The 14,762-nt window shown below is 66.5% G+C and carries 18 protein-coding genes; 10 read left to right on the top strand and 8 right to left on the bottom strand.

The annotated features are described in order from the left end of the window. The first annotated feature begins 2 nt into the window (after positions 1-2). The 5 genes from irrA to cysK all read left to right on the top strand — a co-directional run bounded on the left by irrA (position 3) and on the right by cysK (position 4,319). Positions 3-425: an iron response transcriptional regulator IrrA gene (irrA, locus tag AUP43_RS00830; RefSeq protein WP_067551245.1), complete on the top strand. Its 423-nt coding sequence runs from the start codon at positions 3-5 to the stop codon at positions 423-425. Between the two features lie 292 nt (positions 426-717). Continuing rightward, complete coding sequence (locus AUP43_RS00825; RefSeq protein WP_067551243.1) at positions 718-1,140, top strand: rubrerythrin family protein; 423 nt, start codon at positions 718-720, stop codon at positions 1,138-1,140. A gap of 108 nt (positions 1,141-1,248) precedes the next feature. Next, positions 1,249-2,586: a (Fe-S)-binding protein gene (locus AUP43_RS00820; protein WP_067551241.1), complete on the top strand. Its 1,338-nt coding sequence runs from the start codon at positions 1,249-1,251 to the stop codon at positions 2,584-2,586. Positions 2,587-2,614: 28 nt separating this feature from the next. Then, positions 2,615-3,211, top strand: coding sequence for a DUF3501 family protein (locus AUP43_RS00815; protein ID WP_084462373.1), 597 nt, complete (start codon positions 2,615-2,617; stop codon positions 3,209-3,211). Positions 3,212-3,359: 148 nt separating this feature from the next. Continuing rightward, the gene (cysK, locus tag AUP43_RS00810) at positions 3,360-4,319 is read left to right on the top strand and encodes a cysteine synthase A (protein WP_067551238.1); all 960 of its coding nucleotides are present in this window, start codon (positions 3,360-3,362) and stop codon (positions 4,317-4,319) included. Positions 4,320-4,325: 6 nt separating this feature from the next. Here the strand turns inward: cysK and hemW are convergent, their stop codons facing one another. The 3 genes from hemW to rph are packed head-to-tail and all read right to left on the bottom strand — an operon-like array spanning position 4,326 to position 6,806. Further along, positions 4,326-5,483 (bottom strand): radical SAM family heme chaperone HemW, encoded by a 1,158-nt coding sequence (gene hemW, locus AUP43_RS00805; protein ID WP_067551237.1) that lies wholly within the window; start codon positions 5,481-5,483, stop codon positions 4,326-4,328. A gap of 3 nt (positions 5,484-5,486) precedes the next feature. Next, positions 5,487-6,086 (bottom strand): RdgB/HAM1 family non-canonical purine NTP pyrophosphatase, encoded by a 600-nt coding sequence (rdgB, locus tag AUP43_RS00800; RefSeq protein ID WP_067551234.1) that lies wholly within the window; start codon positions 6,084-6,086, stop codon positions 5,487-5,489. Between the two features lie 3 nt (positions 6,087-6,089). Further along, entirely contained in the window at positions 6,090-6,806 is a 717-nt protein-coding gene (rph, locus tag AUP43_RS00795) for a ribonuclease PH (protein ID WP_067551232.1), read from the bottom strand. A gap of 188 nt (positions 6,807-6,994) precedes the next feature. Here rph and hrcA point away from each other — a divergent pair, with 188 nt between their 5' ends. The 3 genes from hrcA to AUP43_RS00780 are packed head-to-tail and all read left to right on the top strand — an operon-like array spanning position 6,995 to position 9,510. Then, positions 6,995-8,029, top strand: coding sequence for a heat-inducible transcriptional repressor HrcA (gene hrcA, locus AUP43_RS00790; protein ID WP_067551229.1), 1,035 nt, complete (start codon positions 6,995-6,997; stop codon positions 8,027-8,029). A gap of 28 nt (positions 8,030-8,057) precedes the next feature. Continuing rightward, on the top strand, positions 8,058-8,711 hold the full coding sequence (gene grpE, locus AUP43_RS00785; RefSeq protein ID WP_067551227.1) for a nucleotide exchange factor GrpE: 654 nt from the start codon (positions 8,058-8,060) through the stop codon (positions 8,709-8,711). 19 nt (positions 8,712-8,730) lie between these two features. Next, complete coding sequence (locus AUP43_RS00780) at positions 8,731-9,510, top strand: HesA/MoeB/ThiF family protein (RefSeq protein ID WP_067551225.1); 780 nt, start codon at positions 8,731-8,733, stop codon at positions 9,508-9,510. Here AUP43_RS00780 and AUP43_RS00775 read toward each other — a convergent pair. Beyond that, the gene (locus AUP43_RS00775; protein WP_232314840.1) at positions 9,494-10,441 is read right to left on the bottom strand and encodes a DMT family transporter; all 948 of its coding nucleotides are present in this window, start codon (positions 10,439-10,441) and stop codon (positions 9,494-9,496) included. The two genes, AUP43_RS00780 and AUP43_RS00775, sit on opposite strands and share 17 nt — an antisense overlap. A gap of 104 nt (positions 10,442-10,545) precedes the next feature. On the opposite strand from AUP43_RS00775, the gene AUP43_RS00770 reads away from it, so the two are divergent. Then, complete coding sequence (locus tag AUP43_RS00770) at positions 10,546-10,872, top strand: SemiSWEET family sugar transporter (RefSeq protein WP_084462371.1); 327 nt, start codon at positions 10,546-10,548, stop codon at positions 10,870-10,872. On the opposite strand, the gene AUP43_RS00765 is transcribed toward AUP43_RS00770, so the two are convergent. Continuing rightward, positions 10,869-11,861, bottom strand: coding sequence for a 2-hydroxyacid dehydrogenase (locus AUP43_RS00765; protein WP_067551220.1), 993 nt, complete (start codon positions 11,859-11,861; stop codon positions 10,869-10,871). The two genes, AUP43_RS00770 and AUP43_RS00765, sit on opposite strands and share 4 nt — an antisense overlap. A gap of 211 nt (positions 11,862-12,072) precedes the next feature. Here AUP43_RS00765 and AUP43_RS00760 point away from each other — a divergent pair, with 211 nt between their 5' ends. Beyond that, positions 12,073-12,597 (top strand): SH3 domain-containing protein, encoded by a 525-nt coding sequence (locus AUP43_RS00760; RefSeq protein WP_067551218.1) that lies wholly within the window; start codon positions 12,073-12,075, stop codon positions 12,595-12,597. Between the two features lie 12 nt (positions 12,598-12,609). Here AUP43_RS00760 and AUP43_RS00755 read toward each other — a convergent pair whose 3' ends face one another. The 3 genes from AUP43_RS00755 to coaBC are packed head-to-tail and all read right to left on the bottom strand — an operon-like array spanning position 12,610 to position 14,743. Continuing rightward, complete coding sequence (locus tag AUP43_RS00755; RefSeq protein WP_067551216.1) at positions 12,610-13,068, bottom strand: RrF2 family transcriptional regulator; 459 nt, start codon at positions 13,066-13,068, stop codon at positions 12,610-12,612. Next, positions 13,068-13,535, bottom strand: a complete 468-nt coding sequence (dut, locus tag AUP43_RS00750; RefSeq protein WP_067551212.1) for a dUTP diphosphatase — start codon at positions 13,533-13,535, stop codon at positions 13,068-13,070. The genes AUP43_RS00755 and dut overlap by 1 nt, the downstream gene beginning before the upstream one ends. Next, complete coding sequence (gene coaBC, locus AUP43_RS00745) at positions 13,532-14,743, bottom strand: bifunctional phosphopantothenoylcysteine decarboxylase/phosphopantothenate--cysteine ligase CoaBC (RefSeq protein ID WP_067551210.1); 1,212 nt, start codon at positions 14,741-14,743, stop codon at positions 13,532-13,534. Before coaBC ends, dut begins: the two co-directional genes overlap by 4 nt. Positions 14,744-14,762: the final 19 nt, after the last annotated feature.

Here is a 14,762-nt window from a genome sequence, read left to right as displayed (position 1 = left end):
GAATGCAGATAGATACGACCCGCCCCTACACCCACAGCATCGAACGCCTTAAGGCGGCGGGCCTGCGCCCGACGCGCCAGCGGCTGGCCCTGGCCCGGCTGCTGTTCGAGGGTTGCGACCGCCATGTGACGGCCGAACAACTGCATGGCGAGGCGCTGGGCGCCAATGTGCGGGTTTCCCTGGCCACGGTTTATAACACGCTGCACCAGTTCACCGATGCTGGCCTGCTGCGCGAAGTGGTGGTCGAGGCCGGCCGCTCTTATTTCGACACCAACACCGGCACCCATCACCATTTCTTCTTCACCGATTCCGGCGACCTGCTGGATATCGCCTCGGAGGATATCGGGCTGGAGCGCCTGCCCCAGGCGCCGACGGGCACGATCATCGACAGCGTCGACGTCATTATCCGGGTCCGGCGCGGCTGATCCCGGCTTTTGCCAGCGATTCCGCTATATTAGCGCCAACGCTTGTTTGAGAATGATTTTCATTCAAAATATTGTTTCAGATTAAGCACTTAAAATCGTCTTTAGAGCCATTCAAAGGCGTTGACTTGTCATAATCTAGCGTCCATATCCCTAGCTGTTGATAGTGATCGACCGCCCGGAGCCGTCCCAGCCCCGTCGATCCGCCCGCGATCCGCCTCTGCGAAGACCGATCAGGGGCAGCGTTCGAGCAAGGCAGCTCCGGCCGATGAACCGTGACAGGAAGGAGTAAGCCATGTCGGATCTCAAAGGTTCGAAGACCTTCGATAACCTCAAGGAAGCGTTTGCCGGCGAGAGCCAGGCCAACCGCCGCTATCTGTATTTCGCACAGAAGGCCGACGTTGAGGGCTATAACGACGTTGCCGCCGTGTTCCGCTCCACCGCCGAAGGCGAGACCGGCCATGCGCACGGCCATCTCGAATTCATGGAGAGCGTCGGCGACCCCGCCACCGGCGAGCCGATCGGCGCGACCGACCTGAACCTGAAGGCCGCCATCGCCGGCGAAACCCACGAGTACACCGACATGTACCCGGGCATGGCTCGCACCGCGCGCGAGGAAGGCTTCGACGAGATCGCCGACTGGTTCGAGACCCTGGCGAAGGCTGAGAAGAGCCACGCCGGTCGCTTCCAGAAGGCCCTCGAAACCCTCAACGGGTAATGAGGCTCCGCCCCCGCCGACGCCGACAAGGGCGTTGGCGGGGGCTGCTTTTTTATCGCGCCGCCCTACCTCGGTAGGCGCAGCGGCGTTCGAATGGGGGAGGGAAGCATGAAAGAAGGCAGTCTCGAAGCACCGATCCGGCACCCGCTCGCCTGGACCGATCCGGATTTTTACGACGAGGCCAAGTTGGATGAGGAGCTGCGTCGCGTCTTCGACATCTGCCATGGCTGCCGGCGCTGCTTCAACCTGTGCGACAGCTTCCCGCGCCTGTTCGATCTGGTCGATGAATCCGCCACCGGCGAGCTGGATTCGGTGCAGTCGGCGGATTTCAAGCCGGTCGTGGATGCCTGCACCCTGTGCGACATGTGCTTCCTGACCAAATGCCCCTATGTGCCGCCGCACGAATTCAACCTCGACTTCCCGCATCTGATGCTGCGCTACCGCGCCATCGAGCATAAGAAGCAGGGCACCCCCTTCGTGCTGAAGCAGGTCACCGAGACCGACCGCAACGGGAAGATGGCGGCCCCGGTCGCCGGGATCGCCAACTGGGTCAGCGATCGCAAGAACGGCATGACCCGCGGCGCAATGGAATCGGTCGCCGGCATCGACAAGCGCGCCGATTTGCCGAAATTCCACGCCAAGACCTTCACCCGCGCCGCCAAGAGCGACGTGCCGACGGTCAATGCACAGGCTCCGGCCTATGGCCGCAAGGCCGCCCTTTACGCCACCTGCTTCGTGAATTTCAACAATCCCGACACCGGCATGGCCGCACGCCGGGTGCTGGCGAAGAATGGCGTCCAGACCGAGGTGGTCTACCCCTCCTGCTGTGGCATGCCGCAGTTGGAGCAGGGCGATATCGCCGCCGTGGCGGAGAAGGCGAAGAACGTGGCCCGCGAGATGAAGCCCTGGATCGACCAGGGCTACGACATCGTGTCGCTGACGCCCTCCTGCACGCTGATGTTGAAATTCGAATGGCCGCTGATCCTGCCCGACGACGAGGATGTGAAGCGCCTGTCGGCCGCGACCAAGGATATCAGCGAATATCTCGTCGATATCGCTAAGAAGGAAGGTCTGGCCGAGGGCATCCGGCCACTCGATGGCGGTGTGACTGTCCATATCGCCTGCCATGCCCGCGCCCAGAATATCGGCCAGAAGGCGGCCGAGATGCTGCGCCTGATCCCGGAGACCAAAGTGTCGGTCATCGAGCGCTGCTCCGGCCACGGCGGCTCCTGGGGCATCTTCAAGGAGAATTTCGACATTGCCCTGAAAGTCGGCAAGCCGGTGTCGCGCCAGGCCCTGAAGGAGGCGAACAAATATGTCGTCTCCGAATGCCCGCTGGCCGGCATGCACATCCTGCAAGGCATGGAGGCCATCGACGAGAAGGCCGCCATCCCGTCGCAGTCCGAACATCCCATTGAGCTGGTCGCCAAGGCCTACGGGCTTTAGGCCGGCCGCAAAACCCACCGGAGGTCCCATGATGCCTGCTGCAGCCAAGCAGATCACGCACGCGGATATCCTGCCGCTGCCTGATTATGTAAAGATCCGCGCCGACCGCCGCCGCGCCGTGGTCGCGCTGAAGAAGAACCGCCGCATCGAGGTCGGCCCGCACGCCACCTTCTATTTCGAGAATTTCGAGACGATGCTGAGCCAGGTTCAGGAGATGCTCTACATCGAGAAGGGCGGCGACGCGCAGATCGAGGATGAGCTGAGCGCCTACAACCCGCTGATCCCGCAGGGCAAGGAGCTGGTCGCCACGGTGATGTTCGAGATCGACGACGAATATCGCCGTCGCCGCATCCTGGGCAAGCTGGGCGGCATCGAGCATCAGATGTTCGTCAAGGTTGCGGGCGAGACCGTGAAGGGCGTGGCCGAGGACGATGTCGACCGCACAACGGCCGATGGCAAGGCATCCTCCGTGCAGTTCGTGCACTTCCCGTTTACCGAGGCGCAGATCGCCGCCTTCCGCAAGCCGGAAACCGAGGTGATCGTCGGCTTCAGCCACCCGGAATATCCGCACATGTCCGTCCTGCCCGCCGCCATGCGCGACTCGCTGGCGCAGGATTTCGACTGACCCGATAAGAAGAAGCGACGCCCCAAGACTCCCCGTCCCGCCGTCAGGCTGGGCGGGGTTTTCTTTTGCCTCTTGTCAGCGGGCCAAACTCTGCTCAAATACGCATCAGCATCGTATTTCGCCAAATAATACACATCGGGAGCGTATTATGTCCGACCAGAAGCCGGTCTTTCGCGGCAAGATCTATGACAGCATCGTCGATACGATCGGCGCCACCCCGCTGGTCCGCGTGAAGCGGCTGGCCGACCGGCATGGCGTGCAGGCTGAGATCGTCGCCAAGCTGGAATTCTTCAATCCGCTGGCCTCGGTGAAGGACCGCATCGGCGCGGCGATGATCGAGGCCGCCGAGGCCGAAGGCAAGCTGAAGCCCGGCGCCATCATCGTCGAGCCGACCTCGGGCAATACCGGCATCGCGCTGGCCTTCGTGGCCGCCGCCAAGGGCTACCGGCTGATCCTGACCATGCCGGAGAGCATGTCGGTCGAGCGCCGCAAGATGCTGAAGCTGCTGGGAGCGGAACTGGAGCTGACGCCGCCGGAGAAGGGCATGAAGGGCGCCATCGCCAAGGCGGAGGAGATCGTCGCCAACACGCCCGGCGCCTTCATGCCGCAGCAATTCCAGAACCTCGCCAATCCGGCCGTCCACCGCCGCACCACGGCGGAGGAAATCTGGGCCGATACCGGCGGCCGCGCCGATGTGCTGATCAGCGGCGTCGGCACCGGCGGCACGCTGACCGGCGTGTCCGAGGTGCTGAAGCAGCGCAAGCCCGGCTTCCGAACCGTCGCGGTCGAGCCGGAGGATAGCCCCGTCCTGTCCGGCGGCCAGCCCGGCCCGCACAAGATCCAGGGCATCGGCGCCGGCTTCGTGCCCGACATCCTGCAGACCGGCCTGATCGACGAAACCATCCGCATCGGCAACGAGACCGCCTTCAAGATGGCGCGTGAGGCCGCCCGCACCGAGGGCCTGCCGGTCGGCATCTCCTCCGGCGCGGCGCTTGCCGCCGCCATCGAGGTTGGCAAGCGCCCGGAAATGGCCGGCAAGCTGATCGTCGCGATCATCCCCTCCTTCGCCGAACGCTATCTGTCGACCGCGCTGTTCGAGGGGCTGTAAGGCGGCCTATCCCAGCAGGGCCGGCAGCACGGCGTTCAGCCGCTGGCGGCCCTCGGGCGTGGCGCGCAGGCCAGCTTCGTCGGCGACGAGGAAGCCGCCCTCAACCAGGCGCGCAAGACGGCCGGCATCCAGAGCGGCGCGCATCTCCAGGCCGGTCTCCCGCCGGAAGCGCTCAGCCGGCACGCCTTCCGCGGTGCGCAGGCCCATCATCAGCATCTCGGTCAGGCGCTCTTCCAGGATCACCGGCAGCTCGGCCTGCGTGGCGTGGCCATCGCGCTCGACCCGCTCCAGCCAGATGGCAGGCGCGCGGTGCTGGCGGGTCGCCCGCTTCTCGCCGCCGATAGTCAATCGGCCATGCGCGCCGGGGCCGATGCCGGCATAGTCGCCATAGCGCCAATAGGCCAGATTGTGCCGCGATTCCTCGCCCGGCCTGGCATGGTTGGAAATCTCGTAGGCCGGCAACCCCGCCTCGCCCAGAACCGCTTGCGTCGCCTCGTAAAGCGCGGCGGCGGTGTCCTCGTCGGGAATCCGGAACTCGCCGCGCGCATGGCGGGCATAGAAGGGCGTGCCCTCCTCGATGGTCAATTGATAGACCGATAGATGCCCGACGGCATGAGACAGCGCCTGGCGCATCTCCGCCACCCAGCCCTCCACCGTCTGGCCCGGTCGCGCATAGATCAGATCGAAACTGAAACGATTGAACAGCCGCCCCGCCAGATCGACCGCCGCCAGCGCGTCGCGCGCCGAATGCTCGCGGCCGAGGAATTTCAGGTCGGCATCGTTCAGCGCCTGCACGCCGAGCGACACGCGATTCACTCCGGCATCGCGAAACCCGGCCAGGCGCGCCGATTCGACAGAGGTGGGATTGGCTTCCAGCGTGATCTCGACGCCCTCATCCAGCCTCCAGCGCCGGCCGATATGCTCGATCACCGCCGCCGTTGTCGCCGGCTCCATCAGCGAGGGCGTGCCGCCGCCGAAGAAGATGGAGATGACGAGGCGTCCCGGCGTGCGGTCGGCGTAATGATCGATCTCGCGCAGCAGGGCGGCGCGCCAGCGGGCATGGTCGATGCCGGCCGCGACATGGCTGTTGAAGTCGCAGTACGGGCATTTCGACAGGCAGAACGGCCAGTGCACATAGACCGCCAGCGTGTCCGGCCCGGCCATGGGTCAGCCCTTGAAGCAGCGATCGACCAGCTTGGCGAAGGCTGCGGCGCGGTGGCTGGTGGCGTGCTTGTCGGCCGGCTCGATCTCGCCATAGGTCAGGCTCTGCCCGGCCGGCTGGAACATGGCATCGTAGCCGAAGCCCTTTTCCCCGCGCGGCGGCCAGACCAGCGTGCCGTCCACCGTGCCCTCGAAGGTCTCGACATGGCCGTCCGGCCAGGCCAGCGCCAAAGCGCAGATGAAGCTGGCGCTGCGGTCCGTCTTGCCCGACAGCCCGTCCTCGACCTTGTGCATGGCCATCTGGAAATCCTTCGACGGGCCGGCCCAGCGGGCGGAATAGATGCCGGGATCGCCGTTCAGCGCCGCTACCGCCAGGCCGGAATCGTCGGCCAGCGCCGGCAGGCCGGCGGCCTCGGCCGAATGCCGGGCCTTCAGCTCGGCATTGGCCAGGAAGGTCAGGCCGGTTTCCTCCGGCTCAGAAATGCCGAGATCGCCGGCCGACACCACCGCGACGGCGAAAGGCGTCAACAGCTCGCCGATCTCGCGCACCTTGCCGGGATTGTGACTGGCGATGACCAGCTTTCCCTCGGTGAAACGACGCGCCATGGCTTACAGCCCCAGCGCCTGCCGCTGCAGCACCGCCAGCTCGCCGATGCCCTTATTGGCCAGCGCCAGCAGCTCGGAAAGCTGCGCCTGACTGAACGGCGCGCCCTCGGCGGTGCCCTGCACCTCGACGATGCCGCCCATGCCGGTCAGCACGAAATTGGCGTCGGCGTCGCAATCGGAATCCTCCGGATAATCCAGATCGAGCACCGGCTGGCCCTTATAGATGCCGCAGGAGATCGCCGCGACCGAATCGCTGAGCGGGATTTCCTTGATCATGTTCAGCCGCTTCAGATGCTGGAATGCCTGATACAGCGCCACATAGGACCCGGTGATCGCGGCGGTGCGGGTGCCGCCGTCGGCCTGCAACACGTCGCAATCGATCTTGATGGTGATCTCGCCCATCTTCCCGGTCTGAGTGATGGCGCGCAGCGAGCGGCCGATCAGGCGCTGGATTTCCTGCGTGCGGCCGCTCTGCTTGCCCTTGGCGGCCTCGCGGTCGGTGCGGGTGTGGGTCGAGCGCGGCAGCATGCCGTATTCCGCCGTCACCCAGCCCTTGCCGGAGTTGCGCATGAAAGGCGGCACCCGGTCCTCGACCGAGGCGCTGCACAGCACATGGGTATCGCCGAATTTAACGAGGCAGGACCCCTCGGCATATTTGCACGCACCCGGCTCCAGGGTGACGGCGCGCATCTGGTCGAGCGCACGGCCTGACGGTCGCATCCTTACCTCCGATTTTTCTGGATCATGGCGGCGGAAGCTACCGCTTGAGCGCCTGCCCGTCCAGCCCGACGCGCCATCCGCCGAGGACGCATTGACGCCCCACCCCCGCGTACCTAGATTCGGGTGGCCCTGACCATTAGCGGAAGCCAGCGGATTTGTTCGGATTTTCCAGCCCTGCACCCAATTTGATGATCAGCCAGCTGAACGAAAGATCACGCGAGATTTTCCGGCACATCGTCGACGCCTATATGGAGACGGGGGAGCCGGTCGGCTCGCGCACGCTGTCGCGGCGTCTCGATATGTCGCTGTCGCCGGCCACCATCCGCAATGTGATGGCCGATCTGGAGGAAGCCGGGCTGCTCTTCGCGCCCCATACCTCTGCCGGCCGCCTGCCGACCGATGCCGGACTGCGCATGTTCGTGAACGGGCTGCTGGAAGTCGGCCGGCTGAACGAGGGCGAACGCAGCGCCATCGAGGCGAAATGCGCCGCCGTCGGCCGCTCCTTCGGCGATGTGCTGGACCAGGCGACCACCACCCTCTCCGGCCTGGCCAACTGCGCCGGGCTGGTGATGGCGCCCAAGCTGGACCAGCGCCTGAAGCACATGGAATTCGTTAGCCTGGCGCCGGACCGTTCGCTGGTCGTCATGGTTTCCGACAATGGCATGGTGGAGAACCGGGTGATCGACCTGCCGCCCGGCATGCCGCCCTCCGCCCTGATGGAGGCCAGCAACTACATGAATGCGCGGCTCAACGGCCGCACGGTGGAGGAGGCCCGCAGCTTCATCCAGCAGGAGCTGGTGCAGCAGCGCGCCCAGCTCGACGCGCTGACCCAGAAAGTTGTCGAGGCCGGCCTGGCGAACTGGACGGCCGGCGACGGTTCGGGCTATCTCATCGTCCGCGGGCAGTCCCGGCTGCTGGAGGATGTGACGGCACTGGAGGATCTGGAGCGCATCCGCACCCTGTTCCAGACGCTGGAAACCAAGGAAAGCCTGGTCCGGCTGCTGGAGGCGACCAACAAGGGCGAGGGCGTGCAGATCTTCATCGGCGCGGAGAACGAGCTGTTCGGCCTTGCCGGCTGTTCGATGATCGTCGCGCCCTACGCCAACAGCCGGGAACAGGTGCTGGGCGCCATCGGCGTCATCGGACCCTCCCGGATGAACTATGCGCGGATCATCCCGATGGTCGATTACACGGCCAAGATCATCGGGCGGATGATCGGTTGATTTGAGAAGACGGAAACCAGAAGAAGCCATGACCCAGAACAAGCAGCACGACGAGACCCAGGCTCATCAGCAGGACGAGGCCGACATCGCCGACCTGACCGATGCGGAGATCGCCGAGGCCGAGGCCAGCGACCAGGAAGCCAAGGCGGCCCAGGACGCCGCCAAGGAGGCCGAGCCGGACCGCGCCGAACAGCTCGCCCAGGAGCTGGCCAGCACCCGCGACCAGCTCCTGCGCACCGTGGCCGAGCTGGACAATGCCCGCAAGCGCTTCGAGCGCGACCGCGAGCAGGACCGCAAGTTCGGCCAGTCCAATTTCGCCAAGGACATGGTGACCGTGGCCGACAATCTGCGCCGGGCGCTGGAAAGCGTGCCGGAATCGGCGGCCGACAACGAAGCGGTGAAGGCGCTGGTCGAAGGCGTGGAGATGACCGAACGGTCCCTGCTCTCCGCCTTGGAGAAGCACGGCGTGCAGCGCATCTCCCCGGCCGCGGGCGAGCCGTTCGACTATAACCAGCACCAGGCGATGTTCGAGCTGGAGAATACCGGCCATCCCGCCGGCTCCGTCGTGCAGGTGCTGCAGCCGGGCTATATCATCCACGAACGGCTGCTGCGTCCCGCCATGGTCGGCGTCGCCAAGGGCGAGTCGACGGCGAAGCCGCAGCGGGTCGATACTTCAGCGTAAGGCCAGGGGGCCTGAGCCCATGGAACTCGACGAGCAGCAATTCCACCGCTATGCCCGCCACCTGATCCTCGACGAGGTCGGCGAGGAGGGGCAGGAAAAGCTGCTCGACGCGAAGGTGCTGGTGGTCGGCGCCGGCGGGCTTGGCGCGCCGATGCTGATGTATCTGGCGGCGGCGGGAATCGGCACGCTGGGCATCGTCGATTATGACGAGGTCGAGCTGTCGAACCTGCAACGCCAGATCATCCACGGCACCGCCGATCTGGGCCGCCTGAAGGTGGACAGCGCGATCGACACGGTGACGGCGCTGAACCCGGGCATCAAGATCGTCGCCCATCGCGAGATGCTGACGGCGGAAAACGTCGCCGGTCTGGTCGCACAATATGATGTGGTGGCCGATGGCTCGGATAATTTCGACTGCCGCTATCTGCTGAACGATGCCTGCTATTTCGCCGGCAAGACCCTGGTTTCCGGCGCGCTGCTGCGCTTCGAGGGGCAAATCTCGGTGTTCAAGGCGCATCAGCCGGGCAATCCCTGCTATCGCTGCCTGTTCCCGGAGAAGCCGCCGGCCGACATGATCCCGCGCTGCTCCCAGGCCGGCATATTGGGCGCGGTCGCCGGCGTCGTCGGCACGCTGCAGGCGACCGAGATCCTGAAGGAAATACTGGGCCTGGGCGATAGCCTGGCCGGCCGGCTGATGCTGTACGACGCGCTGACCAGCCGGTTCCAGAGCGTGAAGGTGCCGAAAGACCCGGATTGCCCGCTCTGCGGCAGCCAGCCCAGCATCAGGCAGGTCGCGTAAGCCCCAGCCGGCGCAGCAACCGCCCGTCTATCGCCGCCAGGCCGCAGAGGATGGCGGCGAGGCCCAGCAGCTGCCGGGCTTCCAGCCGCTCGCCCAGCACCAGCGCGCCGAGTAGCACACCGCTGGCCGGCACCAGGAAGGTGACCAGCGCGATGTTGGTCGCCCCCGCCTTGCCGAGAATCCGGAAGAAGATGACATAGGCCAGCGCCGTGCTTAGCACCGCCAGCGCCAGGATCGCACCAACCGCCTGCATCGGCGGCATGGCCAGCGCGCCCAGGAACCCCCACGGAACTTGGGTCGCCAGGATCACCGGGGTGAGGATCAGCGTCGACATGGAGAGCTGGCCGGCCGCCAGCGCCATCGGCGGGCGGGCCTTGAAGCGCCGGCCGAAGATGTTGGCGAACCCGTAGGACAGGGCCGCGCCCAAGATGGCGAACTGCGCCAGCGTCGCCCCGCCAAGGCCCTCCAGCGCGTCCGGGCCGATCATCGCCGTGACCCCGGCGATGCCGATGGCGAGGCCAACCAGCTTGCCGCCGCTCAACCGCTCGTCCCCGGTCAGCAGATGCGCCAGCAGCACGGTGAAGAACGGCACGGTGGCGTTCAGGATCGAGGCGAGGCCGGCGCCGATATGCACCTGGCCCCAGAAGATCAGCGCGAAGGGGATGACGTTGTTCAGCACCCCCATGATCGCGACATCGCGCCAGAACCGCCCGTCGCGCGGCAGCTTCACGCCGAAGGCCGGCAGCAGCGCCAGCAGCAGCGACGCGGCGATCAGCACCCGTGCCCACACCACCACCAGCGGCGGCACATGCGTCACCGCCATCTTCGCGAACAGGAAGGAGCCGCCCCACAGCACCGACAGGGTGAACAGCAGCAGCCATTCCACCGGCCCCATCAGTGGGGCGGGGTCGGGCGAGTGGGATGTGCGCATGGTGGCTTTCTCCATTGAATGCCAGCATTCAATCCTATGCGCCTGCCGCTCGCTATCCGCTTCTTGTCCTGGAAACAATGCGGCGTCGGCGGCGTTACTGGCTCATGCCCATCGACATCGCCGCCATCGACATCCCCACCGCCATCGGCTTCGCCGCCGCGATCTGCTCCACCACCAGCTTCGCGCCGCAGGCCTGGAAGATCATCAAGACGCGCCAGACCGCCGATCTGTCGCTGCCGATGTATGTCATCACCGTGCTGGGCTTCGCCCTCTGGCTCGGCTATGGCGCGATTCTGGGGCAATGGCCGCTGATGCTGTCCAACGGCCTGTGCTTCCTGCTGTCCGGCTTCATCCTGGTGATGAAGCTGGCGCCGCGCCGGATGAAGAACCGGATAGCCGATGCGGTCGACCCGGAGGCCCCCGGGTCTTAGAACATCTGCTCCAGCACCCGGTCTGGCGGGGTGTGGCCGTCGACGAAGGTCTTGATGTTGATGATGACCTTCTCGCCCATATCGATGCGGCCCTCGATGGTGGCCGAGCCCATATGCGGCATCAGCACCACATTATCCAGCTCCAGCAACTTCGGGTTCACCGCCGGCTCATGCTCGAATACGTCGAGGCCAGCCCCGGCTAGCTCGCGGCCGGCCAGCGACTTCGCCAGCGCGTTCTCGTCGATCACCTCGCCGCGCGAGGTGTTGACCACAATGCTGGTCGGCCGCAGCAGCTTCAGCCGGCGCGAGGACAGCAGATGGTAGGTCGCCGGCGTGTGCGGGCAGTTGATCGAGATCACGTCCATGCGGGCCAGCATCTGGTCCAGGCTGTCCCAATAGGTCGCCTCCAGCTCGTTCTCGATGTCGGGATGGACACGGCGGCGGTTGTGATAATGGATCGACAGGCCGAAGCCGCGCGCCCGCCGGGCGACCGCCTGGCCGATGCGCCCCATGCCGATAATGCCCAGCCGCTTGCCCCAGATGCGATGGCCCAGCATCAGCGTCGGACCCCAGCCTTCCCAGCTACCGGCGCGCACCAGCCGCTCGCCCTCGGTCAGCCGGCGGGAAACGGCGAGGATCAGCGCCATCGTCATGTCGGCGGTATCCTCGGTCAGCACGCCTGGCGTGTTGGTGACCGTCACCCCGCGCTGGCGGGCCGTTGCGAGATCGATATGATCGACGCCGGTGCCGAAGGAGGCGATAAGACGGAGCTGCGGGCCGGCCTGCGCCATGATCCGCGCATCGACACGGTCGGTGACAGTCGGCACCAGCACCTCGGCCACCTTCACCGCCTCGATCAGCTCGGCCGGGCTCATCGGCCGGTCGTCCAGGTTCAGCCGTGCGTCGAACAACTCCATCATCCGGGTTTCAATGGCGTCCGGCAGCTTGCGGGTGACGACGACAATCGGCTTCTTGACGCTGGTCGGCATGCTTTCTTTCCGTCCCTGTTCGGACCTTCCGACGATTTCCCCGACCCTAGCATGAGCGCCGCTCGCGCGGCACCTGCTATGGCGCGGATATGCCTGCGGCGCTTTTCTTGACCCGCCGGAGAACGGCTTCGTTATAATGCGGCCCGCTCCTCGGTCCAGACCAGAATCGACGATTCCGCCGGCCATGCCGTTTCCAGAAAGCTTCCCCCCGATGGCCCGACCTTTTTTGGCCCGACCTCTTTCGGCCAGCCCCGCCCTGCTCACCCTGCTGGCCGCCTTCCTGTTCCTGCTGGCCGCGCCGATGGCGGAAGCGCAGGCGCAATCGGGCCTGCCGATCCCGCGCTTCGTCTCACTGCGCTCCGGCGAGGTGAATATCCGCACCGGACCGGGCGTGCGCTATCCGGTCGACTGGGTGTTCCTGCGCAAGAATTTGCCGGTTGAGATCGTCGCCGAGTTCGATACCTGGCGGCGCATCCGCGACAATGAAGGCACGGAGGGCTGGGTGCACCAGTCGCTGCTGTCGGGCAAGCGCACGGTGATTTTCACCGCCCCGCTGGCCAGCCTGCGCCGCGAGCCGCGCGAAAGCGCCCCGCTGGTCGCCCGGGCCGAGCCCGGCGTGGTCGGCGAGCTGATCGAATGCCGCCCCGCCTGGTGCCGCGTGCGCGCCGCCGGCCTGGAAGGCTGGGTCCAGCCGATCGAATTCTGGGGGACCTACCCGGACGAGAAGGTGCAGTAGCGAACGCGGCCCTTAGATCGTGAAGTCCAGCGGGGCCTTGGCGGCGCTGTCGATGCCCTTCTGGCGGGCCTGCTCGCACAGATCCTCGATGCTGATGGCGTCGAGCTTTTCCAGCAGGGCCGCCTGCATTTCGGCCCAGAGCGGGCGCACCACCTCGCGGCCCAGATCGGAGCCCTCTGTGTCCTCCAGCGCCTCCTGCTGCTCGACGCTGCCGGATTCGACGATGCGGCAGATTTCGCCCAGGCTGATGCGCCGGCGTTCGCGGGCCAGGCGGTAGCCGCCGCGCGGGCCGCGCACCCCGGTCAGGATGTCGGCGCGGACGAGCTGCTGCAGCACCGGTTCCAGATAGCGCCGGGGAATGCCCTGGCGTTCGGTGATGTCGCGGCTCTGCACCGGTGTGTTGGCGGCGTTATAGGCGATGTCCAGCACCGCCTCGATGGCGAACAGCAGCTTGCGGGAAGCTTTCAGCATCAGCGCCCTCCTGTACCAGTGGCGGTTCCGGTGGAGCCGAAGCCGCCGGCCCCGCGCGCGGTCTCGTCCAGATCGGCGACCGGGCGCCACTCGATCCGGGTGACCGGCGCGACCACCATCTGGGCGAGGCGCTCGCCGCGCCGCACGGTGAAGGGCTCCTGGCCCAGATTGATCAGCAGCACCTTCACCTCGCCGCGATAATCGGCGTCGATGGTGCCCGGTGTGTTCAGCACCGTGATCCCATGCTTCAGCGCCAGGCCGGAGCGCGGGCGAATCTGCGCCTCGAATCCGGCCGGCAGAGCGATGGTCAGGCCGGTCGGCACCAGCGCCCGCGCGCCGGGGGCCAGGACGACCTCCTCCGCCACCGCCGCCACCAGGTCGAGGCCGGCGCTGTGCTCGGTCTGGTAGGCCGGCAGGGCCAGCCCTTCACCATGCGGCAGGGTGCGGACGGATACGGGAAGGCTCATGCCGGAAGGCTCCTGAAATGCTCGGCGATGCGGGCGGCCAGCCGGTCGGCGACCTGCTGCTTGGTGAGGCGCGGCCAATCCTCGACGCTGTCGGCGGTGACCAGATGGATGGTGTTGGCGTCGCCGCCGAAGGTGCCGGTGCCGGTCGAGACATCATTCGCCAGCATCCAGTCGCAGCCCTTGCGGGCGCGCTTGGCGACGGCGTTCGCCACCATATTCTCGGTCTCGGCGGCGAAGCCGATCACCAGGCCGGGGCGGCCCTGCGCCAGCCGGGCGATGGTGGCGAGAATATCGGGATTCTCCGCGAACTCCAGGCGGGGCGGCTGCCCGCCTTCCTGCTTCTTCAGCTTCTGCGGCGCTTGCCCCGCGACCCGCCAATCGGCCACGGCGGCGGCGAAGACGGCGATGTCGACCGGCAGGGCGTCCTGGCACGCCGCCAGCATCTGCCGCGCGGATTCGATGCGCACAACCTGCACACCCTGCGGGGCCGGCTCGGCCGTCGGGCCGGTGATCAGCGTGGTTTCCGCCCCGGCCCGCGACAGGGCGGCGGCGATGGCGTGGCCCTGCTTGCCGGAGGAGCGGTTGCCGATGAAGCGCACCGGGTCGATGGCCTCATAGGTCGGGCCGCTGGTCACCAGCGCGCGGCGGCCGACCAGCGGCGCATCCTTGCCGAAATAGGCTTCGATGGCGGCGACGATCTCCATCGGCTCGGCGACGCGGCCGGGGCCGAATTCGCCGCAGGCCATGTCGCCCTCGTTCGGGCCGACGAAGCGCACGCCCCGGCTTTTCAGCGTGGCGAGATTGGCCTGGGTGGCGGCGTGGTTCCACATCCGCACATTCATCGCCGGGGCCGCCAGAACGTCCTTGTCGGTCGCCAGCAGCAGCGTGGTGGCGAGGTCGTCGGCGATGCCGCCGGCCATCTTCGCCAGGATGTTCGCGGTAGCCGGGGCGATCACCACCAGGTCGGCCTGACGGGAGAGGTTGATGTGCCCCATCTCCGATTCGTCGGTCAGGGAGAACAGCGCGCGATAGACCTTGTCCTCGCTGAGCGCCTGCAGCGACAGCGGGGTGACGAACTGTTCGGCCGATTCAGTCATCACGCAGCGCACGGCGGCCTTGCGCTCGCGCAGGCGGCGAATCAATTCCAGGCTCTTATAGGCGGCGATGCCGCCCGAGACGATCAGCAGGATGCGCTTGCCGGCCAGCATTCTTGTTCCCTCGGTTCTA

Origin of the sequence: Oceanibaculum pacificum (assembly GCF_001618175.1) — a bacterium.
GTDB lineage: Bacteria > Pseudomonadota > Alphaproteobacteria > Oceanibaculales > Oceanibaculaceae > Oceanibaculum > Oceanibaculum pacificum.
This window is presented reverse-complemented; position numbering and strand designations above follow the sequence as displayed.